Origin of the sequence: Jiangella mangrovi, from assembly GCF_014204975.1 — a bacterium.
Lineage (GTDB): Bacteria > Actinomycetota > Actinomycetes > Jiangellales > Jiangellaceae > Jiangella > Jiangella mangrovi.
In genome coordinates this window covers 480,220-502,239 of record NZ_JACHMM010000001.1, presented here as the reverse complement: position 1 = coordinate 502,239, position 22,020 = coordinate 480,220, and the positions used below count along the sequence as shown (strand labels likewise).

Here is a 22,020-nt window from a genome sequence, read left to right as displayed (position 1 = left end):
CCGGCGGGCGCTCGGGCTGGGCGGGACGGTCGGGCTCGGGATAGTTGCACGATGCACCCGGTTGGGTGGCCGAACTGTCGCCCTGGCAACAGCTGCGCCACCCACGTCCGGCAGAACCCCTTTCCCCACGCGTACTGAGTGGCGCGGGGGTGCTGGCACCCCGCCCGAGTCGCAGGCTGGCACCCTGCCCCGTCGGCCGCCGTCGCCGTAGCGTCGTCGGCGAGGAGAGGGGGCGCTCATGCGGGCGACGTACCGGGTGGTGAGTGGGCTGATCGCGCTGGCGGTGGTGTTCCAGGCCGCGGCGGTCGCGTTCGGGACGTTCGGGGTGATCAACGAGGTCGAGGGCGGCGCGGTGGTCACGTCCGACTCCGACCTGCCGAACGCGGGCCCGATGCTGCACGGGATCGGCGGGACGATGGTCATCCCGCTGCTCGTGCTGGTGCTGCTGATCGTGTCGTTCTTCGCGAAGGTGCGCGGCGGCGTGAAGTGGGCGCTGCTGCTCCTGCTGGCGGTGGCGGTGCAGATCACGCTGGGCTTCGCCGCGTTCGAGGCGCCCGCCGTCGGGCTGCTGCACGGCGTCAACGCCTTCGTCATCCTGGGGCTGGCCCTGACGGCGGCCCGGGCGGCCCGGGTGACCACGACGACCGCGGCCGATGCCGTCCGGGTCTGACGTCCGGCTGCGCCGGAACAACCGGCTGGTCATCGCGTCGCTGGCGGCGCTGGCGGTGCTCGTGACCGTCGGGCTGCTGTGGTCGTCGAGCCGGCTGCCCGCCACCTACTCGGTGATGGGCATGGGGCACGCCGAGTTCGGCGGCGGGCCGGTCGACGAGGTGCACGACGGCCACGCGGCGCACGGCTGGGACGGGCCACCGCGGCAGCCCGGCGACCGGGACGTCGACTCGCTCACCGGACCCGGCGACCGGCCGGCCGACGTCGCCGTCGAGCTGGTCGCGGCCCGTGACGGCGACCGCTACACGCTGAACGGCACGACGCCCGGGCCGGAGCTGCGCGTCGAACAGGGCGACCTGGTCGAGGTCACCCTGGTCAACGAGTCGGTGCCCGACGGCGTGACGCTGCACTGGCACGGGGTCGACGTGCCGAACGCCGAGGACGGCGTCGCCGGGGTCACGCAGGACGCCGTCGCCGTCGGCGGATCGCACACGTACCGGTTCGTCGCCGAGGACGCGGGCACGTACTGGTACCACTCGCACCAGGTGTCGCACTCCCAGGTGCGCGGCGGCCTGTTCGGGACGCTCGTGGTCGCGCCGCCCGCGGGGGAGGCGGCGGACCACGACGTCGTGGCGGCCGTGCACACCTACGGCGACGGGCCGACGGTGAACGGGCGGCGCGACGGGCTGCGGGTCGACGCGGCGCCGGGGGAGTCGGTACGGCTCCGGCTGGTCAACACCGACAACGAGGTCAAGCGTGCGTGGCTGGCCGACGGTGTCGCGTTCCGGCTGCTGGCGGTCGACGGGCGCGACGTGCACGAGCCGTCGCTGGTGACGGATGCCGCGGTGACACTGCCGGCCGGGGCCCGGGTGGACCTCGGCTTCGAGGCGCCGTCCGTCGGGACGGCGGCGCGGGTCGAGCTGGGCGGGACGACGGTGGTCGTGGCGCCGCCGGGTGCCGCCGTCGCGCCGGCCGACGTGGGCGACGCGCCGGCCGAGGACGTCGACCTGCTGCACTACGGCACCCCGGCGCCGCTCGGGTTCGACCCGGCCGCCGCCGACCGCGAGTTCGAGTACCGCATCGGCCGCCGGTTCGGGCTGGTCGACGGGCGGCCGGGCATGTACTGGACGGTCAACGGGAGCATGTTCCCCGACGTCCCGATGTTCGTGGTGAGCGACGGCGACGTCGTGCGCATGCGGATCGAGAACTCCGGCGCCGACAACCACCCGATGCACCTGCACGGCCACCACGCCGTCGTGCTCAGCCGCGACGGTGAGCCGGCCACCGGCAGCCCGTGGATCGTCGACTCCCTCGACGTCGGCCGCGACGAGACCTACGAGATCGCGTTCGTCGCCGACAACCCGGGGATCTGGCTGGACCACTGCCACGACCTGCCGCACGCCACCGAGGGCCTGGTCGCGCACCTGGCCTACACGGGGGTCTACGCGCCGTTCCGCATCGGCGGTCCGGGGTCGAACGAGCCGGAGTGACGGCTGCTCAGTCGTTGCAGCGGTCCAGCAGGACGTAGTCCCCGGAGCCGGTGACGGTCACAGTGCCGGCGCCCGCCCCGCTGAGCACGAGCCGCGCCCCGTTGACCTCCGGCTCGGGGACCTGCGCGAACGACTCCTCGCCCAGGTGCTCGGCCCACGCGGCGACGGCGTCGCTCGGGCCGTCGACGGCACGGACGACGGCGACGAACCCGCCGGTGGCGCAGGTGGACATCATCGGCGGCGCGAGCAGCTCGTAGCCGTCGAGCAGCGCGTGCTCCTCACCGGACGGGGCGAACGGCGCGCCGATGCGGTCGCCGGGGCCGGGCAGCCCGGCGGGGAAGTCCGGCGGAGTGACCGGCGAGTCGCCCTCGGGCGTCGGCGCCTCGGCCTCGAGACCGGGCAGCGGCGACGACGGACTGTCCCGCACCTCGGTGATCCGGACGAACGACAGGTACGGCTCCGGGTGCTCGCTGACCACGAGCTCCAGGTCGAGCCGGTAGGCGCTCGGCCCGAACGCGTGCGCCTCACACTCCAGCGCCTCCGACTCGCCGCCGGGATAGGCGACGTCGGCGACCCGGCAGGCGGACGGCGCCGCATCCTCGTCCGGGTGGTAGGTCAGCGGGTCCAGCCCGGCCGCCCGGACCTGGTCGACGAGGTCGGCGAACACCGCGACCGGATCGCCCGTGACCAGCAGCAGCGCCTCCGTCCCGGCGTCATGCGGGAACGACGTGCCGAGCAGGACGGTGCCCGGCGGGACGGTCAGGTCCGCGGTGATGGCCGTGCCCGGCGGCTCGCCCGTGGGGGTCGCCGAGCCGCCGCTGCCGCCGTCACCACAGGCGACGAGGAGCAGGGTGCTGAGCAGGACGGCGACGCGACGCATCCGCCGACCCTGCCATCAGCCCGCCGGGGAGAGGCTGAGCGACATGCCGGCCAGGCCGCGCTGGCGGTGCGAGAGCCGCCTGGCGACCTGCCGCAGCGTGTCCGATGCGGGCGCGTCGGGCTCACCGAGGACCAGCGGGGTGCCGGCGTCGCCGCCCTCGCGCAGCCGGGTGTCGAGCGGGATCTCGCCGAGTAGCGGCACCGTCGCGCCGAGCCGCCTGCTCAGTCCGTCGGCGACCCGTTGCCCGCCGCCCGTGCCGAAGATCTCGAGCCGGTGCTCGGGGCCGCAGTGCGGGCAGGGGAGGAACGACATGTTCTCGATGACGCCGGCGACCTGCTGGTGGGTCTGCATGGCGATGGAGCCCGCACGCTCGGCGACCTCGGCGGCGGCCAGCTGCGGTGTCGTCACCACGACGATCTCGGCGTTCGGCAGCAGCTGCGCCAGCGAGATGGCGACGTCGCCGGTGCCGGGCGGCAGGTCGAGCAGCAGGACGTCGAGGTCGCCCCAGTAGACGTCGGTGAGGAACTGCTGCAGCGCGCGGTGCAGCATGGGGCCGCGCCACGCCACCGGGATGTCGCGGTCGGGCTTGAACATCTCCGTCGAGATGAGCTTCACGCCGTGCGCCGGCACCGGCATGATCATCCGCTCGACGACGGTCGGCTGCGAGCCCTCGACGCCGAACATGCGCGGAATGGAGTGGCCGTAGATGTCGGCGTCGACCAGGCCGACGTTGACGCCGTCGGCGGCCATGGCGGCGGCGAGATTGGCCGTCACCGACGACTTGCCCACCCCGCCCTTGCCGGACGCGACCGCGTAGATGCGGGTCAGCGAGCCCGGCTTGGTGAACGGGATCTCGCGCTCGGGTGCGCCGCCGCGCAACTGCTGCGACAGCTCCTTGCGCTGCTCGGCCGACATGACGTCGAGGACGACCTCGACACTGGTGGAGCCCTGCAGCGCCATGACCGCCGCGGTGACGTCGCGGGTGATGGTGTCGCGCAGCGGGCAGCCCGCGACCGTGAGGTACACCGCGACAGTGACACGGCCGTCGGCCGCCACGTCGACCGACTTCACCATGTTGAGCTCGGTGATGGGCCGCTTGATCTCAGGGTCCTTGACCCCGGCCAGGGCCGCGGTGACGTCGTCGACGGTGGGGAGCGCGCTCATGTGTCGATGCTACGTCCGCCGCTGCGTCGCCGCGCTTCTGCACCGTCTCGTGGGCGGCGGCGTCTAGGATCTGGACACCATGACCGCCAGCAAGGACACCGACCAGTGGGTCACACCTGAGCAGCTCGAGGTGTGGCGACTGTTCATCCGCGCCCAGTCGCAGGTGCTGCGCCGCCTCGAGGCCGACCTGGTCGCCGTGCACGACCTCCCGCTGGCCTGGTACGACGTCCTGGTACGACTCCTCGAGGCCGACGGCCGCCGGTTGCGCATGAGCGAACTGGCCGAACGGGTCATGCTCTCGCCCAGCGGCCTCACCAGGCTGGTGGACCGCATGGTGGAAGAAGGCCTCGTCGAACGGGCCCAGGCCGAGCGCGACGGGCGCGGCTTCTACGCGGTGCTGACCGACAACGGGTTCGAGCGGCTTCGCGACGCGAGTGGGACGCACCTGCGCGGCGTGCACGACTACGTGGTCGGCCGCTTCGACGACCAGGAACTCCGGACGCTGGCCGAGCTGCTTCGCCGCATCGAACCCTGACGTTCCTTGTCGTGGTGCGTGGGGTTGGGTTGGGTGCCCCCGTCCCCCTGCTGCCCAGTGTCTTAGCCGTGTGCACCCGCCTCAAGTCTGCGCGCCCTGGGGGCGCTTGGACTTGACCCGGGTCCCCGCGGCCAAGAACTCGGCAGCTATCAGGGGGACGGGGGGAGTCTGGCGACGGGCGCGCCGCGACTTCACTTGCGCCCGCCGACTTCACTAGCGAGAACCGTCTTCTGACCTCGCGTGGGGGCGCAGAAGACGGTTCTGCCAAGTGAAGTCGGCTGGTCGTAGTGAAGTCGGGCTGTTGGTGCCGTCGGGAGGGACTTTTCCCCGCTATAGCGAGGAGAACTCCTTCCTGACGGACGCCGTGGGCGAGTTACTACTGCTCTGGCGGTAGTAACTCGCCCTCGACGACAGTCCGGTGGGCCGCAAACCAACGGCGAGGCGTGCCCAGGGTCTCCCCGTCCCCCTGATAGCTGCGGCTAAGACACTGGGCAGCAGAGGGACGGGGAGCCCACCCCCATCCCCCGGCCCAGTGACGTCCGGCAGAGTGGTGTACCGATCCCGGTGAGCGTGTCGCTGTAGATGTGGGTGACGGCCACCGGGTGATCCTTCGAGTGATCTCTCACAACCGACTCGAAGAAGGACACCAACGATGACCGTCAGGACCAGTATCGACCCTGCCCGCCTGCTCGAGGAACAGCTGGCCCAGGCCAGCCCGGATCTGTTGCGCGAGTTGCTGCAGACGTTCATCAACACGCTGTTGTCGGCCGAGGCTGACGCGGTGTGTGGTGCGCAGTACGGCACGACCAGCCCGGAGCGGGTGAACCGGCGGAACGGCTACCGGCACCGCGACTTCGACACCCGTGCCGGCACGATCGATGTCGCGGTGCCCAAGCTGCGTCAGGGGTCCTACTTCCCCGAGTGGCTGCTCGAGCGCAGGAAGCGGGCCGAGCGGGCACTCACCTCGGTGGTGGCGACCTGCTACCTGCTCGGGGTGTCCACCCGGCGGATGGACAAGCTGGTGCAGTCGTTGGGCATCACGGCCCTGTCGAAGTCGCAGGTTTCGGAGATGGCCAAGGACCTCGACGCGCACGTGGAGCAGTTCCGCACCCGCTCGCTGGCCGACGCCGGGCCGTTCACGTTCGTCGCCGCCGACGCACTCGTGCTCAAGGTCCGCGAGGGTGGCCGGGTCGTCGCAGTCCACGCGCTGGTCGCGACCGGCGTGAACGCCGACGGGCACCGCGAGATCCTCGGCATCCACGTGACCACCAGCGAGGACGGCGCCGGCTGGCTCGCCTTCTGCAGAGATCTGACCGCCCGCGGCCTCACGGGGGTCAAGCTCGTCACGTCCGATGCCCACCGCGGGCTGACCTCCGCGATCGAGGCGACTCTGCCGGGTGCGGCCTGGCAACGCTGCCGCACCCACTACGCCGCCAACCTCATGTCAGCGACACCGAAGAACTCGTGGGGCTGGGTCAAGGCCCTGCTGCACTCCATCTACGACCAGCCCGACGCCGAGTCGGTGCATGCCCAGTTCGACCGCGTCGTCGACGCCCTGACCGAGAAACTCCCCGCCGTCGCTGACCACCTCGAACACGCTCGCGCCGACATCCTGGCCTTCACCGCGTTCCCCAAGGAGATCTGGCGACAAATCTGGTCGAACAACCCCAACGAGCGCCTCAACCGCGAGATCCGCCGCCGCACCGACGTGGTCGGGATCTTCCCCGACCGGCCCTCGATCATCCGCCTCGTCGGCGCCGTCCTGGCCGAACAGCACGACGAGTGGGCCGAAGGCCGCCGCTACCTCGGACTCGACGTCCTCACCCGCTCCCAGGCCGTCGCAACAGCCGAGCAGGAGGTGACCGACGAGGAGCTGACCCTGCAAGCCATCACGGCCTGAAGCACAACGACGAGGGATCAGACCTCGTACACCACGTCACCGGACTTGACCCCCGGCCCACCTCACCGCCCCGGCAGAACCCCGAATCGAACGGCGGCGGCGATCTATTGACACCGGGCGACGAAAGTCCCTAGCGTACGCGGGAAAGCCCTTACCATCCCCGCCACCTGCCCCTCTCGGGCGGGTGGGAAGGCGCTTTCCGGTCAAGGAGGCCCGATGTCCCGGAGCACCCGCCGACTCACCTCGATCGTCGCCGCGCTGGCGCTGCTGCTGACCGCCCTCGCCGTCGCGAGCACGGCGGCCACGGCCACCACCCACGAGGAACAGGCGGACCCACGGTTCCGCGCGCTCGTGTTCTCGAAGGTCACCAACTTCTACCACCAGTCGATCCCCGCTGGTCAGGCCGCCATCGAGCAGCTCGGTGCGGAGAACGACTTCGAGGTCGTCACCACCGACGACGCCACGATCTTCAATGACGAGGACCTCGCCACGTTCGACGTCGTGATCTTCAACAACACGAACTCGACACCGGAGAGCGGCGACCTGCTGAACGCCGATCAGCGCGCCGCGTTCCAGCGTTACATCCAGGCCGGCGGCGGCTTCACCGGCCTGCATGCGGCGACGGCGGCCGAGCGGGACTGGGAGTGGTACGAGGACCTGGTGGGCTCGATCTTCACCAACCACCCGCCGGGTACGAACCCCGACGGCACGATCAACGGGCGGGTGAAGGTGACCGACCGCGTCCACCCGTCGACGGCGAATCTGCCGGAGCTCTGGGAGTTCGAGGAGGAGTGGTACAACTGGAATCAGCGTGTGGTCGGTGACGTCCACGTCCTGACCTGGGTCGACACCAAGGTCGGCATCTCCGGGCTGACCGAGGGGCCCAACCACCCGTTCTCCTGGTGCCAGATCTACGACGGCGGCCGCTCCTGGTACACCGCGGGCGGCCACAGCGCCGCCGCCTTCCAGGACGCCGACTTCGTCGAGCACCTCAAGGGCGGCATCGAGTGGGCCGCCGGGGTGGCCGACGGCGACTGCGGCGGCACCGCCGAGGAGAGCTTCGACAAGGTCCAGATCGCGTCCAATCCGGCCGACCCGATGGCGCTGGGCTTCCTGAACGAGAACGAGGTCGTGTTCGTCGAGCGCGGCGGCGCGGTGAAGATCATCGACCAGACGACACTCGGGGTGACGACGGCTGGCACGGTCCCCGTCTACACGCCGGACTCCGACGGGCTGCTGGGCATCGCCGTCGACCCGGACTTCGCGACGAATCGTTGGATCTACCTCACCTACTCGCACGCGATACAACCACGCATCCAGATCTCGAGGTTCACCCTCACCGACCAGAACCAGCTGGACCTCGCCTCCGAGGAGGTGCTGATCGAGATCCCGACGTACCGGCAGCTGAACCGCTCCGGCGTGCACATGGGCGGCGCCATGGACTTCGACGCGGCCGGCAACCTCTACGTCGCGCTCGGCGACAACATCGACCCGTTCGAGTCCAGCGGCTACGCGCCGATCGACGAGCGCAGCGGCCGGGCGCACTTCGACGCGCAGTCGACGTCGGCCAACACGGCGGACCTGCGCGGCAAGCTCATCCGCATCACGCCCACCGACGACGGCGGCTACACCGTTCCCGACGGCAACCTCTTCGACGCCGAGACCCACGACCCGGCGGAGGCCCGACCGGAGATCTATGCGATGGGGTTCCGCAACCCGTTCCGGTTCCGCGTCGACGACGCGACGGGGCACGTCCTGCTCGGCGAGCACTCGCCGGATGCCCGCAGCAACAGCGCGACCCGCGGCCCGCAGGCGCACGGCGAGTGGAACCTCATCACCGAGGCCGGCAACTACGGCTGGCCGTACTGCATCGGCCCGAACCGTCCGTTCCACGACTACGACTACGCGACGGCGACGGCGGGCGCGCCGTTCGACTGCGCGAACCCCGTCAACGACTCGCCGAACAACACCGGTCTGCGCGAGCTCCCGCCGATCACGGGCGCCACGATGTTCGAGAACTATGGCGCCACGCCCGAGTGGCCGGAGTTCGGCACCGGCGGCATCGCCCCGCACGGCGGCCCGATCTACGACTACGACCCGGAGCTGGACTCCGACACCAAGTTCCCGCCGTCGTACGACGGGAAGTGGTTCATCTCCGAGTGGGACCGGCGCTGGATCAAGACGGTCTCCGTCCTCAGCGAGGACCACACCGGCGAGCGGTACCCGTCGGCCCAGGCGGGTGACGTCTACTCCGTCGACCCGTGGGGCATCGACCAGACCTGGATCCGGCCGATGGACATGGACTTCGGCCCGGACGGCTCGCTCTACGTCATCGAGTGGGGCAGCAACTTCGGCGGGGCGCTACGCGGCGAGCCGAACGACGACTCCGGCATCTACCGCATCGACTACGTGGCGGGGGACCGGCCGCCGACGGCGCGAGCCGCGGCCACGCCGTCGGACGGCCAGGCGCCGCTGACGGTCCAGTTCGCCAGCACGGGCAGCGGCCACCCGCAGGGGCTGCCGGTGACGTACGCGTGGGACTTCGGCGACGGCGGCAGCTCCACCGAACCGGACCCGTCGCACGTCTACACCGCCAACGGCACGTACACCGCACGGCTCACCGTCACCGACGAGGAGGGCCGCGAGGCGCTCGCCGCGGTGCAGGTGGTCGTCGGCAACACCCGGCCCGTGGTGACGGTCGAGCTGCCGCCCGACGGCGGGTTCTTCGACTTCGGCGACCTCATCCCGTACGAGGTGTCGGTCGAGGACGCCGAGGACGGGTCCATCGCCGACGGCGGCATCGACTGCGCCGACGTGCTGGTCCAGACGCTGCTCGGGCACGACGAGCACGCGCACCCGCTGGACACCGTCGAAGGCTGCGAGGGCGTCGTCCCGACCATGACCGACGGCGGCCACGGCGGCGACGTCAACCTCTACTACGTGCTCGAGGGCGTCTACGTCGACCGCGGCGGCGAGGGCGTCGGCACGCTCACGGGCGCGTCCGGCGTCGAGCTGCGCACCAAGTCGACCGAGGCGGAGTACTACGACGGCAACAGCGGGGTCACGCCGCTGGCCCGGCCGGGGTCGAGCGCCGGCGTGCGGCTGGGCGAGATCCGGCCCGGCGACTGGGTGTCCTACGACCCGGTGAGCTTCCACGGCATCGACTCGGTGACCGTCGGGGCGTCGTCGGCCGGTCAGGGCGGCGTCATCGAGTTCCGCAAGGACGCGCCCGACGGCGAGGTCCTCGGCAGCGTCGAGGTGCTGAGCAACGGCAGCTGGGACACCGTCCAGGAGCTCGAGGTCGGCCTCGCCGACCCGGGCGGCACGTTCGAGCTGTTCATGGTCTTCCAGGCGCGCGACGGGTACACGCCGGGCGGGCCGGACCTGCTTTCGGCCGACTGGCTGCGCTTCAACGGGCCCGGCGTCGCCGACCCGGACGCTCCGGTGGTGACGGCGTCCGCGTCGCCCGAGTCCGGCCAGGCGCCGCTCGAGGTCACCTTCACCGGGTCCGCGACGAGCCCGGCCGGTCGCGAGATCGTGTCGTACGCGTGGGACTTCGGCGACGGCGGCAGCGGTTCGGGCGCGAGCGCCACCCACACCTACACGACGCCCGGCTCGTACGACGCCGTGCTGACGGCGACCGACAGCGCCGGCAGCGTCGGGCGGGCCCACGTCGCGGTCGAGGTCGAGGAGCCGCCGTCGCAGTGCCCCGTCCGCGACGACGAGTTCGACGGAACGGCGCTGGACACCTGCCGGTGGTCGCGGATCGTCCGCGAGGCGGCCGGCGACTACCGCGTCGCCGACGGCCGGCTCTGGGTGCACACGACGTCCGGAGGCAACTTCGGCGCCAACAACAACCCGCCGGTGCAGAACCAGTTCCTGCAGCCGGTCGACCCGGACGAGGACTGGCTGATCCAGACCAAGGTGCACGCGCCGCTGGAGCAGCGCTACCAGCAGGTCGGCCTGCAGTACTACGAGGACGACGGCGACTACGTGAAGCTCGACCTCGTCGCCGACAACCTGCCCGGCCAGCCGCGGACGATGCGCGTGGAGCTGCGCTCGGAGACCGGCGACGTGCCGTCGACGACGCAGCCGAACCTGCAGCCGGCGCCGGCCAACCCCGGCGACGAGTGGTGGTTCCGGCTGCAGAAGTCCGGCACCACGTTCACCGGGTGGATCAGCGTCGACGGCGTCACCTGGATCGAGATGCCCGGGTCCGTGCAGAACACCGGGATCACCGACGGCGGCTTCGGCCCGCTGCACCAGGGCCGCGGCCAGACGGAGCCGGTGGAGGTCGGCTTCGACCACTTCAGGGTGAACCCGGAGGACGAGCCGGCCGCCTGCCCGGAGCCGGACGAGCGCGACACCGTCGTCGTCGGAGGGCTCGACAGCGGGGTGCCGAACCGGGCGCTGGCCGACGGCTGCACCGTTGGCGACCTCATCCTCGACGACGAGGACTGGGCGAGCCACGCCGAGTTCGTCCGCCACGTCGGCGAGGTGCTCGACCAGCCCGAGGTCGCGGCCCTGATCACGCCGCGGGAGCGGTCCGCGATCCTGCGGGCCGCCGCCGGCAGCGACGTCGGCTCCGCCTGAGTTCCGGTCCGCCGGGTCCGCCACCTGCCGGGGTGGCGGATCCGGCGGTCCCGGCGGTCCCGGCGGTCAGGAGAGAACGGGGGACCAGGCGCCGACGGCGATCGCTGCGGCGACGGCGACCGCGGTGAGCAGGGCCGACGCGGCCAGTAGCGCGACGTCGGCGCGGGTGAAGGTCTGACGGCGCGCCGAGGTCCGGTGGGCCGACGCAGCGAACCCGCGCGCGTCCATGGCGACCGCCAGCTGCGTCCCCCGCCGCACCGCTCCGACCAGCAGGGCGAACAGGCGGCCGCCGAGCACCGCCAGGGCGCGCGCCGGGTTGCGGTCGCCGCCCAGCCCTCGCGCCCGCCGCGCCCGCCCGAGCACCTCCCACTCGGCGGCCAGCAGGGGCGCCAGCCGGAACGCCGCCAACGACCCATAGGCGAACCGGGCCGGCACCCGCAGGTGCTGGACCAGCGCGTCGGCGAGGTCGACGGGGTCGATGGTCAGGATCGCCAGCACGCCGGGCAGGGCGATCGCCGCGACCCGCAGGCCCGCCGTCAGGCCGGTCGCGACGCTCTCCGTCGTCAGCAGCAGTGGGCCGGCCTCGAGCAGCGTCGCGCCGCCCTTGCGGTCGGTGAAGACCGCGTTGCCCAGCGCGACCATGACGACGGCCAGCCCCAGCGGCCAGAGCCGGCGCAGCAGCCCCGGCCAGCCCACGCCCCACGCCGGGACCGACACCAGCCAGGCGGTCAGCAGCAGCGCGGACGACACCGGGTCGACGCTGACCAGCAGGGCCATCGACGGAAGGAGTGCGGCGCCCAGCTTCGCGACGGGGTTCCGGCGCGCCAGCGGGGCCGCCGGGTCGGTCGACAGATGGGTCTGCAGCAGCGTCACGACCGCACCCCCGCGTCGGCGGTGAGCACGCCGTCGGCCACCGTCACGCGCTCGTCGGCCAGCGCGGCGGCGAACGCCTCGTCGTGCGTGACCGCCACGATCGCCGTCCCGCCCGCCCGCAACCCCACGCACAGGTCCAGCAGCTCCGCCCACGTCCGCGCGTCCTGGCCGAACGTCGGCTCGTCCATGACCAGCAGGTCCGGCGCGGTCGCCAGCATTGCCGCGACGGACAGCCGCCGCTTCTCGCCGCCGGACAGCGTGAACGGGTTGGCGCCGGCCAGTCGCTCGAGCCGCAGCCGCGACAGCAGCTCGTCCGCCCGGGCCGCCGCCTCGCCGTCCGGCACTCCGGCTCGCCGCGGCCCGACCAGCAGCTCGTCGCGGGCGGTGCGCGTGACGAACTGGTGCTCCGGGTCCTGGAACACCGTCCCGACCCGACGGCACAGGTCGCGCGGCCGCCACTGGTGCAGCGGCCGGTCCGACCGGTCCAGCAGCACGGCGCCGGTGTCCGGCGGCAGCAGCCCGGCCAGCAGCATCGCCAGCGTCGACTTGCCGCTCCCGTTGGTCCCCGTGACGGCGACGGCGGTGCCGCGCCGCACGGACAGCGACGCCGACGACAGCGCCGGGCGCCGGGTCCGCGGGTAGGTCAGGCCGAGGTCGCGGGCGGTGAGCAGCTCGTCGCCGCCGGGGCCGGGCGTGAACGAGGGAGCGGCCGGACCCCACGGCGCCGGCACCCAGACCCCCGCCGCGGCGAGAGCGGCGCCACGGCGGCCGAACACCTCGGCCGGCGGGCCGTCGTCGGCCACGCCGCCGCCCGGCTCCAGCACGACGACGCGGTCGACCAGCCCGGCGGCCGCGTCGACCCGGTGCTCGACCATGAGCAGCGTCGTCCCGGCGCCGGACCCCTCCGTCAGTGCCGACGAGACCGCGCCCAGCACCGTCGCCGTCCCCGCCGGGTCGAGGTTGGCGGTCGGCTCGTCCAGCACCAGCACGGACGGCCGCCGGACCAGCGCACCGGCCAGCGCCAGCCGCTGCTGCTCGCCGCCGGACAGCGCCGCCGTCGGCCGGTCGCGGTCGTACGGGAACCCGACCTGCGCGAACGCGGCGTCCACCCGCGGCCAGATCTGCTCGGCGGGGACCCCGGCGTTCTCGAGGCCGAACGCGACGTCGTCGCCGGAGCGCGACATCACCAGCGACGACTCCGGGTCCTGCAGCAGCATGCCGACGCGGTCGCGCGCGGTCGCCGCGGGGACGCCGTCGACGAGCACCTCTCCCTTGTGCTCGGCCGCGGTCTCCGGGTCGAGCAGTCCGGCGACGGCGCGCAGCAGCGTCGACTTGCCCGCGCCGGACGGCCCGACCAGCAGGACCCGCTCACCGGCGGCGATGTCGAGGTCGACACCACGGCAGGCCCACGCCTTCCGGCCGGCGTAGCGCCAGCCGAACCCGCGCAGCCGCAGCGCGGCCCCGCCGCCGGAACCCGAAGCTGACGCCGTCATCAGATCTCGCTCTGCGCGCGGCCGGCGGCGAACGGCGCCAGCGCACCGGTGCGGGCCAGCGCCCGGACCAGCAGCCAGCCCAGCCCGCCCGCGACGACGACACCGGCGGCCACCGCACAACCGACGTAGATGAGCTTCCAGTCCCAGGAGTAGGTCGGGACGTAGGTGATGATCTCGTAGGTGCCCATCGCCAGCCCGGCGCCACCGCCGGCCAGCAGGGCCGGGCCGAGCCCCCAGCGGCGGTAGGCCAGCAGCGCGAACACGACCTCCGCGCCGAGGCCCTGCCACATGCCGGACAGGAACACCGACAACCCCCAGGCCGAGCCGAAGAACATCGACACGACGGCGGCCAGGAGCTCGGTGTACAGCGCGGCGCCGGGCTTGCGGACGACCAGTGCGCCGACGACGGCCGGGATCAGCCAGACGCCCGACGCCAGCGGTGCGATCGGCAGTGCGCCCAGGGGCGCGTTGATCACCGAGTACAGCAGGTTGTTCCAGATCGCGAACACGACGCCGAACACGACGGCGATGACGGACGCGACCACGATGTCGACGGTGCGCCAGCGGTGCCGTCGCAGCTGGACGGTCCCCTGTTCACTCATCGGAGGGCTCCTCTCGTACGTGGGGGTACGACGAGGGGGCTCGAACATGACGCAGCGCGCCTCCACGGGACGTACCCGTGGGACGCGCTGCTGCGGTCGAGGTGTCGACTTCCTGCGCCGGCATTACCCGGATCAGGTTCGAGGGTCTGCGGGCGTGTCCCGCACTCTCAGCGCTGCAGCGCTCCCCTGTCGTGGGTATTCAGTTGTCGCGTGAAAGAGATTACACCCGTCTCTCACGACCCGCGATGATCAGCGCAAACGCCCCGGCGCGGGTGTCCGTGCGGCCATGGCCAGGTTACGTTTCGGTGACGACCCGCGCGAAGCGTGGGTATGCTCCATCAGGCGCTCCGATCGGAGCCGCCTCGTGCTCGCCCCCGAGCCGACCACTGAACGAAGAGGTCAGCCGCACATGCAACTGGTCGTTCGCCGACTGGCTGCAGCCGGTTCCGCCGCGCTCGTGACCATCGCCTTGACCGCGTGTACATCCGCGCCGGAACACCCGTCGGTGTCGCCGCTGGCGCAGATCAGCGTCGAGGACGGCCTCGACGAGGCCCCCAACGGCATCGACGAGATGGCTCCGGCCGACGTCCTCGACCAGTCGCTGGCGGCCATGCGCGCCTCCGGCTCCTACCGCGTCACCGGCACCACGGTGGGCGGCAACACCATCGACATCTCCTTCAAGGACGGCGTCGGCTCCGTCGGCACCGTGGGCTCGGACACCACCGTCCAGCTGGTCGCCACGCCGGGTGCGGTCTACGTCACCGGCGACGAGTCGCTGGCCGAGGTGGTCGGCGCCGACGTCGGCACCACGCTGGCCGGCAAGTGGCTGCTCATCTCACCCGAGGCCGCGTCCGGCTTCGCCATCTTCGCCGACGGCTCCACCTTCGCCGCCGCGGTGCTCGGCGCCGACGCCCCCGAAGGGCTGACGGCTGTCCGCGACGTCGACGGCAAGCCGGCGGTCGGCCTGCTGTTCCCCGAGACCGGCGGCACGCTCTGGGTCGCCGCCACGGGCGAGCCGCTGCCGCTGCGGCTCGAGGAGAAGGGCGCGTCGGCCGGCGCCGGCGTCATCAGCTTCACCGACTACGGCACCGAGGTCGCGGTCACGCCGCCGGCCGAGGACGCCGTCGTCGACCTCACCAAGATCCCGGTGCCCACCGAGACCCCCACGCCGGCCCCGTGACGACGCGTCGTCAGCGGCCTGTCGGACCGATGGGTTAATCTTCCCTCGTGGAACTCGTCGGTGCGGTTGCCGTGGGTCTGACGAAGTGGTTCGGTCGCGTCGATCCCACCGGCCTGTCGCACCTGCCCATGAAGGGCCCGGCGATCGTCGCCGTCAACCACACCTCCATCGCCGACGTCCCGCCGGTGCTGGCCACGCTCTACAAGGCCGGCCTGCGGCCCAGCGTGCCGTGCCACCGCGACGGCTGCGGCGTCACCCATGGCCACGTGCGCTTCATGGCCTCGTCGCTGGTGTTCGCCAACCCCTTCATCGGCCCGCTCGCACGGCAGGCCGGCATGATCGAGGTCGGCGGCCGGCAGGCGGGCGCCGCGGCACTCAGGGCCGCGTTCGACGCCCTCGACCGCGGCGAGGTCGTCGGCATCTACCCCGAGGGTGACGTCTCGGCCACGCCCGACGGCTCGCCCCGGCGGTTCCGCTTCGGCGTCGGCCGGCTCGCGGCCGACGCCAAGGCACCGGTCATCCCGGTGGCCCACCACGACGCCCGGCGCATCGGCTCCGGGTCCATCGGGCGCAGCCTCGGCGGCGCCCTCACCTCGGTCGTCCGCCGTCCGACCATCAAGTTGCGGGTCGGCAAGCCCATCCTGCCCGACGAGTTCGCCGGCCAACCGCTGCGCGACGTCGTCGAGGTCATCCAGGACCGCGTCACCGACGTGTGGCGCTCCGTGTCGGGTTCGGTGTCGGGCGAGTCGCTGCCGCGTCTCGACCTGGACCAGAAGGAAAAGCCGTTGTGAACCCGGCGGCGTCGATGCACTGTAGAGGCGGGTCCGCGCCAGCGGGCGCCGTCAGCGATTGGTCCAGATTTTGCCGTTCCGTTCCTTGCCGAGCGAATAGGCCACACTAGAGTCAGAGCGACGAGCCCTGACCCGGGCTCGGGAAGGAGGCGTGTGCGCTATGAACACACTCGTTCTCAACGCCTCCTATGAACCGCTCGCCGTGGTCTCGGTCCGCCGGGCCGTCATCCTCATCCTGACCGAGAAGGCCGTCGTCGAGCACGCCGACACCGAGAAGCTCATCCGGTCGGCCACCCGCGAACTGCCGACTCCGCTGGTCGTGCGCCTGCTCCGGTTCGTGCGCGTGCCCTACCGCCGCAAGGTGCCGTGGTCGCGCAGCGGGGTCCTCGAGCGCGACGGACGGCGCTGCGCCTACTGCGCCGGCCGCGCCAACACCATCGACCACATCGTGCCCACCTCGCGCGGCGGTGCCCAGCGCGGCTGGCTCAACACCGTCGCGGCGTGCGTGTCGTGCAACCAGCTCAAGGCCGACCGCACCCCGGCCGAGGCGGGAATGACGCTGCTCGTCGACCCCTTCGAGCCCAAGGCGCACCGCGCGCTCGTCCTGGCGCTGGGCGTCACGGCGGCAGAGTCGCTGCCCGAGTGGCTCATCGCGTCCACGGCCTGACCCTGCCCCCAGGGCCGCACTCTGCCCTTCTGCCTCCGGCGACGCCGTCGAATGAGCCGTCCGATGATCGTCCGCGCGAGTACTGTCGAAGCCCTAGGAGGTGCGTCATGGTGAGTCCTGTTCCCGGTCTCCCGACCGGCATCGTCGTGGGTACGTACGACGACTACCCCGCAGCGCAGAAGGCGGTCGACTTCCTCGCCGACCAGAAGTTCCCCGTCGAGAACCTGGCCATCGTCGGCAGCGACCTCCGTCAGGTCGAGCGGGTCACCGGCCGGCTGACCTGGGGCAAGGCGGCACTCGGCGGGTTGGCGACCGGCGCCTGGCTGGGTCTGTTCGTCGGTCTGCTGCTCGGCCTGTTCACCGACGAGGGGTGGCTGGCGATCATCCTGCTCAGCGTGCTGTGGGGCGCCATCTTCATGATGATTTTCGGCCTGGTCGGCTACGCGCTGACCGGCGGCCGGCGCGACTTCACCTCGCAGAGCGTCACCGTCGCGAGCCGGTACGAGATCTTCTGCCAGCACCAGCACGCCGACCAGGCCCGCAACGAGCTGGCCAAGCTCTCGCTGCAGACGGGCACGCCCTAGTCACCTAGAGCCAGCCGCGGCGCTTGAAGTTCCAGTACAGGACGACGCAGATCGCCGCCATCACGAGCATGACCGCCGGGTACCCGAACACCCAGTGCAGTTCGGGCATGTCGGTGAAGTTCATGCCGTAGATGCCGGCGATCGCCGTCGGCACGGCCACGATCGCCGCCCATGACGTGATCTTGCGCATGTCGTTGTTCTGCGACACCGACAGCTGCGCGAGGTTGGCCTGCAGCATCGAGTTGATGATGTCGTCGTGGGCGGCGAGCTGGCCGTGCACATGGTCGAGGTGGTCACCGACGCCCTGGAACAACTGCTGCACCTTGGCCTGCGCCGGCTCCGGCGCGTGCTGCATGAGTGTGCGCACCGGCGGACCCAGGGGCACGACGGCCCGGCGCAGCTGCAGCAGCCGGCGCTTGGCCCGGTAGATGCGCCCGGCCTGGTTGCCGCTGGTGTCGTCGAACACCGCCGCCTCGATGTCGGTGAGGTCGGACTCGAACGCCTCGGCGGCCTCGGTGTACTCGTCGACGGTGGCGTCGGCCGTCGCGTACAGGACCGCCGCCGGCCCGTGCGCCAGCAGCTTCGGCTGCTCCTCCAGTCGCTGCACGATCGCCGGGACGGGGTCCGGCCCGCCCTCGCTCAGGGTGACGGCGAAGTCGGGTCCCGCGAACACCGTCAGGCGGCCGGCGTCGCGCACCCCGACCGCCTCGCCGTCGTAGGCGACCCGGTGCAGGACCAGGTAGACCAGCCCGTCGTACAGCCCCGCCTTCGTCCCGTGCCGCTCGTCGCGGGCGTCCTCGACGGCGAGCGGGTGCAGCCCGAAGTCGGACGCGACGGCGCGCAGGTCCTCGTCCGTGGGCTCGTGCAGCCGGACCCAGACGAACCCCAGCCGGTCACGGGCCGCCGCCACGGCGTCGTCGTACTCGCGGCCGGGCTGCAACCGGCCGTCGCGGTACAGCGCCCAGTCCGTTACCGTCACCGTTTCCTCCTCGCCGAGCCGATCCCCAGCGCTAGCGTTACCAGCATGGCCACGTTCCGGCACGAGGATCCGCCGACTCACCGACCCGAGATCTGGCTGGTCCGGCACGGACAGACCGAGTGGAGCCGCGACGGCAAGCACACCAGCGGCACCGACCTGCCCCTCACACCCGTGGGCGAGGAGGCCGCGCGGTCGCTCGCGGCCCGGCTCGACGGCGGCGCGTTCGGCCTGGTGCTGTCGAGCCCACTGCAGCGCGCCCGGGTGACGGCCTCGTTGGCGGGATTCGCGTCCCCCGACCTCGACGACGACCTGCGAGAATGGGACTACGGCCGGTACGAGGGCATCACGACGGCGCAGATCCGCGAGACCGACCCCGACTGGTCCCTCTGGACCGACGGCGCCCCCGGCGGCGAGTTGCCCGACGACGTGGAGCTGCGGGTCGACCGCCTAGTGGCGCGGCTGCGCGCGTTCGACGGCGAGCGGGCGCTGGTGTTCGCCCATGGACACATCCTGCGCGTGGTCGGGGCCCGGTGGGTGGGCCTCCCTGTCGCCGACGGCGCTCGCCTGCGGCTGGACACCGCGACGGTGTCGGTGCTCGGCTGGGACCGCGAGACGCCCGCCATCGACCGCTGGAACGCTCCGTAGTTGGGGTTCGTGTGGTTGCGCTGGGTGGCCCCGTCCCCCTGCTGCCCAGTGTCTTAGCCGCGAATCCGCGCCTCAAGCGGACCCTGGGCGGCGCTGCGCGCCGGTGGGGGTCCGCTTGACCCGCGGCTCCGCGGCCAAGAACTCGGCAGCTATCAGGGGGACGGGGGGAGTCTGGCGACGGGCGCGGGGGCGCGACTTCACTTGCGCCGCCCGACTTCACTACGGAGAACCGTCCTCTGAGCTCTGGCGGGGCCGCGGAAGACGGTTTGGGTTAGTGAAGACGGCCGGCGCAAGTGAAGTCGGGCCGCCGACGGCGTCGGGAGGGACTTTTCCTCGCTATGGCGGGGAGAACTCCCTCCTGACGGGCGTCGTGGGGCGCTTCTTGGGCCGCCCACCACGATTACCCGAGCCTCGACACGCCTACAACCGTGTTGAGGCTCGGGTAAGCCTCGTGATGTGGCCGATCCTTGATGATCATCGCTGTCCACAACCCCGGCCGCACCGCCAGAGATCGGCGAGGCGTGCCCAGGGTCTCCGCGTCCCCCTGATAGCTGCCAGGTTCTTGGCCGAGTGCGTGCGGGTCAAGTCGAAGCCCCCCGACCACAGCAGCAAAGTAAGCACAGAGGGCGCCGACTTGAGGCGCGCGTGCGCGGCTAAGAGACTGGGCAGCAGGGGGACGGGGAGCCAACCTCGTCCCCCATCAGAACCTCGAACCCCCGCCAAACCGGTGCGTTGCGGCGAGGCGCTTGACGCGCTCGGGGCGGAACCGTCAGCGTCGTCGTGTGAGAGGCGAACGAACCTGCCCGCGGTGCGGCGCGTCTGCCCGTCCGCCCGGTGCGTGGTCCAACCGGTGGATCTGCACCGTGCACGGCGAGGTGTACCCGCTGGCGCCCGTCACGGCGCCCAGTGCGCAGTTGGTGCACCAGCTGACCCGCAGCTCGCACGTGCCGCTGTGGCTGCCGTGGCCGCTGCCGCGCGGGTGGGTCGTCGGCGCCGTGATCCATGCCGGCGACGACGCCGCGGGGGTGCGGGCCAGCGGGGTCGGCATCACCGGGCCGAACCCCATGGGCGGGCCGGGCGACTTCCTGCTGGTCGCCGAGGAACAGGGCGTCGGACTCGGAGCCGGGCTGGCGGGGCTCGAGGGCGCCGACCCGGGCAAGGCCGTCGACGGCGAGCCGCACGCGCGGATCCTGGTGCAGGGCCGCACGGTGCCCATGTGGTTCGTCGAGGGGCCGGCCGACCGCGCCGTCTACGTGGGGCACTGGAGCGGCAGCTGGCTCTGGGCCATCCTGTCGCCGCCCTCGGCGGGGGTGCTGCTGCTCGAGGACGTCCACGTGGTCGATCTACGTGATCTCGGCCACGAGGCGGACCTGTTGCCGTACGGAACGCCTCCGCCGTGGCTGGTGCAGGGCTACGATCGATGAGGTCCGGGGACGTCAGCGACCACTCTGAGGGTGCCTCTGTTGCGCATCGACCTGCACACGCACAGCAGCGTCTCCGACGGCACCGACCGGCCTGACGACCTCGTCCGGCGGGCCAAGGAGGTCGGCCTCGACGTCGTCGCGCTGACCGACCACGACACCTTCGACGGCTGGGCGGCGGCGCTCGCCGCGGGTCAGGAGACCGGTGTCGAGGTCGTGCCGGGCGCGGAGATCTCGACCGACCTGCGCGGCCACGGCGTGCACCTGCTGGCGTACCTCGTCGATCCCGAGAACGAGCCGCTGGCCGAGGAGCTCGCCCGGGTCCGCCACGACCGCCGCACCCGGCTGGCGCGTATCGCCGCGGCCCTGACGGCGGCCGAGCTGCCCCTGGACGTCGCCGACATCCTGGCCCACTCGCCCGACGCCGCCACCGTCGGCCGCCCGCACGTCGCCGACGCCATGATCGCCAAGGGCTACGTCCGCGACCGCGAAGAGGCGTTCGCCTGGTGGCTCGGCCAGGGCCGCCCGGGCTGGGCGGCGAAGTACGCCCCGCCCATCGACGAGGCGATCCACCTGGTGCACGCCGCCGGCGGGGTGTGCGTGCTGGCGCACCCGTGGGGCCGCGAGGGCGCCCGCCGCGCGCTGACGCCGTCGTCCATCGAGGCGCTGCGCGACGCCGGGCTCGACGGCATCGAGGTCGACCACCAGGACCACGACGACGCCAGCCGGCGGACGCTGCGGCGGCTGGCCCAGGAGCTCGGGCTGGTCGTCACCGGCTCCAGCGACTACCACGGCACGGGCAAGTTCGACCACGAGCTGGGCGTCAACACCACGGCGCCGGAGGAGTGGGAACGGCTACGATCGCTGGCCGGCGGCGACCACGTCCGCCTGGACCGCGACGAGCCCACACGGAGTCCCTAGGTGAACTGGCAGCTGTTCGGCGAGGTCGTCGTCACGCTCTTCGTGATCATGGACCCGCCGGGCACGGTGCCGGTGTTCCTGGCGCTGACGGGCAACCGGCGCCCGGCCGAGCGCAAGCGGGCGGCCTGGGAGGCGGTCGCCGTCGCGGCCGGCGTCATCGCGGTGTTCGCGCTGTTCGGGCAGACACTGCTCGACTACATGCACATCAGCCTGCCCGCGCTGCAGGGCGCCGGTGGGCTGCTGTTGCTGCTGGTCGCGCTCGAGCTGCTGACCGGCAAGGCCGACAACCCCGAGACCGCGGCCGGCGCGAACGTCGCCATGGTGCCGCTGGGGACGCCGCTGCTGGCCGGTCCGGGCGCCATCGTGGCGACCATGGTGTTCGTGCAGGACGCCGACGGCGGCTGGGACCACCTGGCGCTGGTGCTCGGGGTGGTGGTCGTGCTGCTGTGCATCTGGGCGTCCATGCGGTTCAGCGTCGTGCTGCTGCGGGTGCTGAAGGAGTCCGGCATCCTGCTGGTCACGCGCATCGCCGGTCTGCTGCTGTCGGCCATCGCGGTACAACTCGTCGCCGACTCCGTGCGAGCCTTCGTCGAAGGGGCGGGATGACGACCCTGTCGGTGGGGGCGGGAAGAA

19 protein-coding genes and 1 riboswitch are annotated in these 22,020 nt (G+C 72.1%); of the genes, 13 read left to right on the top strand and 6 right to left on the bottom strand.

The features are described from left to right. The first annotated feature begins 238 nt into the window (after positions 1-238). A complete protein-coding gene (locus HD601_RS02230) occupies positions 239-670 on the top strand; it encodes a hypothetical protein (RefSeq protein ID WP_184818926.1) in 432 nt (143 codons plus the stop codon). Beyond that, positions 654-2,159, top strand: coding sequence for a multicopper oxidase family protein (locus HD601_RS02225; protein ID WP_184818924.1), 1,506 nt, complete (start codon positions 654-656; stop codon positions 2,157-2,159). Before HD601_RS02230 ends, HD601_RS02225 begins: the two co-directional genes overlap by 17 nt. A 7-nt stretch (positions 2,160-2,166) precedes the next feature. Here the strand turns inward: HD601_RS02225 and HD601_RS02220 are convergent, their stop codons facing one another. Then, complete coding sequence (locus tag HD601_RS02220) at positions 2,167-3,039, bottom strand: hypothetical protein (RefSeq protein WP_184818922.1); 873 nt, start codon at positions 3,037-3,039, stop codon at positions 2,167-2,169. Between the two features lie 15 nt (positions 3,040-3,054). After that, complete coding sequence (locus HD601_RS02215) at positions 3,055-4,203, bottom strand: Mrp/NBP35 family ATP-binding protein (RefSeq protein WP_184818920.1); 1,149 nt, start codon at positions 4,201-4,203, stop codon at positions 3,055-3,057. Between the two features lie 79 nt (positions 4,204-4,282). Here HD601_RS02215 and HD601_RS02210 point away from each other — a divergent pair, with 79 nt between their 5' ends. From HD601_RS02210 to HD601_RS34510, 3 genes are all read left to right on the top strand, one after another. Further along, on the top strand, positions 4,283-4,738 hold the full coding sequence (locus tag HD601_RS02210) for a MarR family winged helix-turn-helix transcriptional regulator (RefSeq protein ID WP_184818917.1): 456 nt from the start codon (positions 4,283-4,285) through the stop codon (positions 4,736-4,738). 652 nt (positions 4,739-5,390) lie between these two features. Then, positions 5,391-6,638, top strand: coding sequence for an IS256 family transposase (locus tag HD601_RS02205; protein ID WP_184818915.1), 1,248 nt, complete (start codon positions 5,391-5,393; stop codon positions 6,636-6,638). A 216-nt stretch (positions 6,639-6,854) separates the two neighbouring features. Next, entirely contained in the window at positions 6,855-11,231 is a 4,377-nt protein-coding gene (locus HD601_RS34510) for a ThuA domain-containing protein (RefSeq protein WP_184818913.1), read from the top strand. A 66-nt stretch (positions 11,232-11,297) separates the two neighbouring features. Here HD601_RS34510 and HD601_RS02195 read toward each other — a convergent pair whose 3' ends face one another. From HD601_RS02195 to HD601_RS02185, 3 genes are read right to left on the bottom strand one after another with little or no spacing between them, the layout of a single operon-like run. Beyond that, positions 11,298-12,098, bottom strand: a complete 801-nt coding sequence (locus HD601_RS02195) for an energy-coupling factor transporter transmembrane component T family protein (protein ID WP_246400543.1) — start codon at positions 12,096-12,098, stop codon at positions 11,298-11,300. Between the two features lie 2 nt (positions 12,099-12,100). After that, positions 12,101-13,597: an ABC transporter ATP-binding protein gene (locus HD601_RS02190; RefSeq protein ID WP_184818912.1), complete on the bottom strand. Its 1,497-nt coding sequence runs from the start codon at positions 13,595-13,597 to the stop codon at positions 12,101-12,103. Next, positions 13,597-14,199, bottom strand: coding sequence for an ECF transporter S component (locus HD601_RS02185; RefSeq protein WP_184818910.1), 603 nt, complete (start codon positions 14,197-14,199; stop codon positions 13,597-13,599). The genes HD601_RS02190 and HD601_RS02185 overlap by 1 nt, the downstream gene beginning before the upstream one ends. Positions 14,200-14,291: 92 nt before the next feature. Then, positions 14,292-14,397: riboswitch (TPP riboswitch) on the bottom strand. 259 nt (positions 14,398-14,656) lie between these two features. On the opposite strand from HD601_RS02185, the gene HD601_RS02180 reads away from it, so the two are divergent. The 4 genes from HD601_RS02180 to HD601_RS02165 all read left to right on the top strand — a co-directional run bounded on the left by HD601_RS02180 (position 14,657) and on the right by HD601_RS02165 (position 17,421). After that, the gene (locus HD601_RS02180) at positions 14,657-15,379 is read left to right on the top strand and encodes a hypothetical protein (protein WP_184818908.1); all 723 of its coding nucleotides are present in this window, start codon (positions 14,657-14,659) and stop codon (positions 15,377-15,379) included. Between the two features lie 71 nt (positions 15,380-15,450). After that, a complete protein-coding gene (locus HD601_RS02175) occupies positions 15,451-16,170 on the top strand; it encodes a 1-acyl-sn-glycerol-3-phosphate acyltransferase (RefSeq protein ID WP_184818906.1) in 720 nt (239 codons plus the stop codon). A 160-nt stretch (positions 16,171-16,330) separates the two neighbouring features. Then, the gene (locus HD601_RS02170) at positions 16,331-16,837 is read left to right on the top strand and encodes an HNH endonuclease (RefSeq protein ID WP_184818903.1); all 507 of its coding nucleotides are present in this window, start codon (positions 16,331-16,333) and stop codon (positions 16,835-16,837) included. Positions 16,838-16,944: 107 nt separating this feature from the next. Further along, positions 16,945-17,421, top strand: a complete 477-nt coding sequence (locus tag HD601_RS02165; RefSeq protein ID WP_184818901.1) for a YflT domain-containing protein — start codon at positions 16,945-16,947, stop codon at positions 17,419-17,421. A gap of 4 nt (positions 17,422-17,425) precedes the next feature. Here HD601_RS02165 and HD601_RS02160 read toward each other — a convergent pair whose 3' ends face one another. Then, on the bottom strand, positions 17,426-18,400 hold the full coding sequence (locus HD601_RS02160) for a CorA family divalent cation transporter (RefSeq protein ID WP_184818899.1): 975 nt from the start codon (positions 18,398-18,400) through the stop codon (positions 17,426-17,428). A gap of 45 nt (positions 18,401-18,445) precedes the next feature. On the opposite strand from HD601_RS02160, the gene HD601_RS02155 reads away from it, so the two are divergent. From HD601_RS02155 to HD601_RS02140, 4 genes are all read left to right on the top strand, one after another. Then, positions 18,446-19,045: a histidine phosphatase family protein gene (locus HD601_RS02155; protein WP_184818897.1), complete on the top strand. Its 600-nt coding sequence runs from the start codon at positions 18,446-18,448 to the stop codon at positions 19,043-19,045. Between the two features lie 782 nt (positions 19,046-19,827). Then, positions 19,828-20,469 (top strand): DUF6758 family protein, encoded by a 642-nt coding sequence (locus HD601_RS02150; RefSeq protein ID WP_184818895.1) that lies wholly within the window; start codon positions 19,828-19,830, stop codon positions 20,467-20,469. A 39-nt stretch (positions 20,470-20,508) separates the two neighbouring features. Beyond that, positions 20,509-21,387 carry a PHP domain-containing protein gene (locus tag HD601_RS02145; protein WP_184818893.1) on the top strand — a complete coding sequence of 293 codons (879 nt, stop codon included), beginning with the start codon at positions 20,509-20,511 and terminating at the stop codon, positions 21,385-21,387. Further along, positions 21,388-21,993, top strand: a complete 606-nt coding sequence (locus HD601_RS02140) for a MarC family protein (protein ID WP_184818891.1) — start codon at positions 21,388-21,390, stop codon at positions 21,991-21,993. Positions 21,994-22,020: the final 27 nt, after the last annotated feature.

What these genes read in the sequence shown, in the direction of transcription:
- HD601_RS02230 (WP_184818926.1), top strand. Translation starts at nt 239, where the DNA reads ATGCGGGCGACGTACCGGGTGGTGAGTGGGCTGATCGCGCTGGCGGTG.
- HD601_RS02225 (WP_184818924.1), top strand. Translation starts at nt 654, where the DNA reads ATGCCGTCCGGGTCTGACGTCCGGCTGCGCCGGAACAACCGGCTGGTC.
- HD601_RS02220 (WP_184818922.1), bottom strand. Translation starts at nt 3,039, where the DNA reads ATGCGTCGCGTCGCCGTCCTGCTCAGCACCCTGCTCCTCGTCGCCTGT.
- HD601_RS02215 (WP_184818920.1), bottom strand. Translation starts at nt 4,203, where the DNA reads ATGAGCGCGCTCCCCACCGTCGACGACGTCACCGCGGCCCTGGCCGGG.
- HD601_RS02210 (WP_184818917.1), top strand. Translation starts at nt 4,283, where the DNA reads ATGACCGCCAGCAAGGACACCGACCAGTGGGTCACACCTGAGCAGCTC.
- HD601_RS02205 (WP_184818915.1), top strand. Translation starts at nt 5,391, where the DNA reads ATGACCGTCAGGACCAGTATCGACCCTGCCCGCCTGCTCGAGGAACAG.
- HD601_RS34510 (WP_184818913.1), top strand. Translation starts at nt 6,855, where the DNA reads ATGTCCCGGAGCACCCGCCGACTCACCTCGATCGTCGCCGCGCTGGCG.
- HD601_RS02190 (WP_184818912.1), bottom strand. Translation starts at nt 13,597, where the DNA reads ATGACGGCGTCAGCTTCGGGTTCCGGCGGCGGGGCCGCGCTGCGGCTG.
- HD601_RS02185 (WP_184818910.1), bottom strand. Translation starts at nt 14,199, where the DNA reads ATGAGTGAACAGGGGACCGTCCAGCTGCGACGGCACCGCTGGCGCACC.
- HD601_RS02170 (WP_184818903.1), top strand. Translation starts at nt 16,331, where the DNA reads ATGAACACACTCGTTCTCAACGCCTCCTATGAACCGCTCGCCGTGGTC.
- HD601_RS02165 (WP_184818901.1), top strand. Translation starts at nt 16,945, where the DNA reads ATGGTGAGTCCTGTTCCCGGTCTCCCGACCGGCATCGTCGTGGGTACG.
- HD601_RS02155 (WP_184818897.1), top strand. Translation starts at nt 18,446, where the DNA reads ATGGCCACGTTCCGGCACGAGGATCCGCCGACTCACCGACCCGAGATC.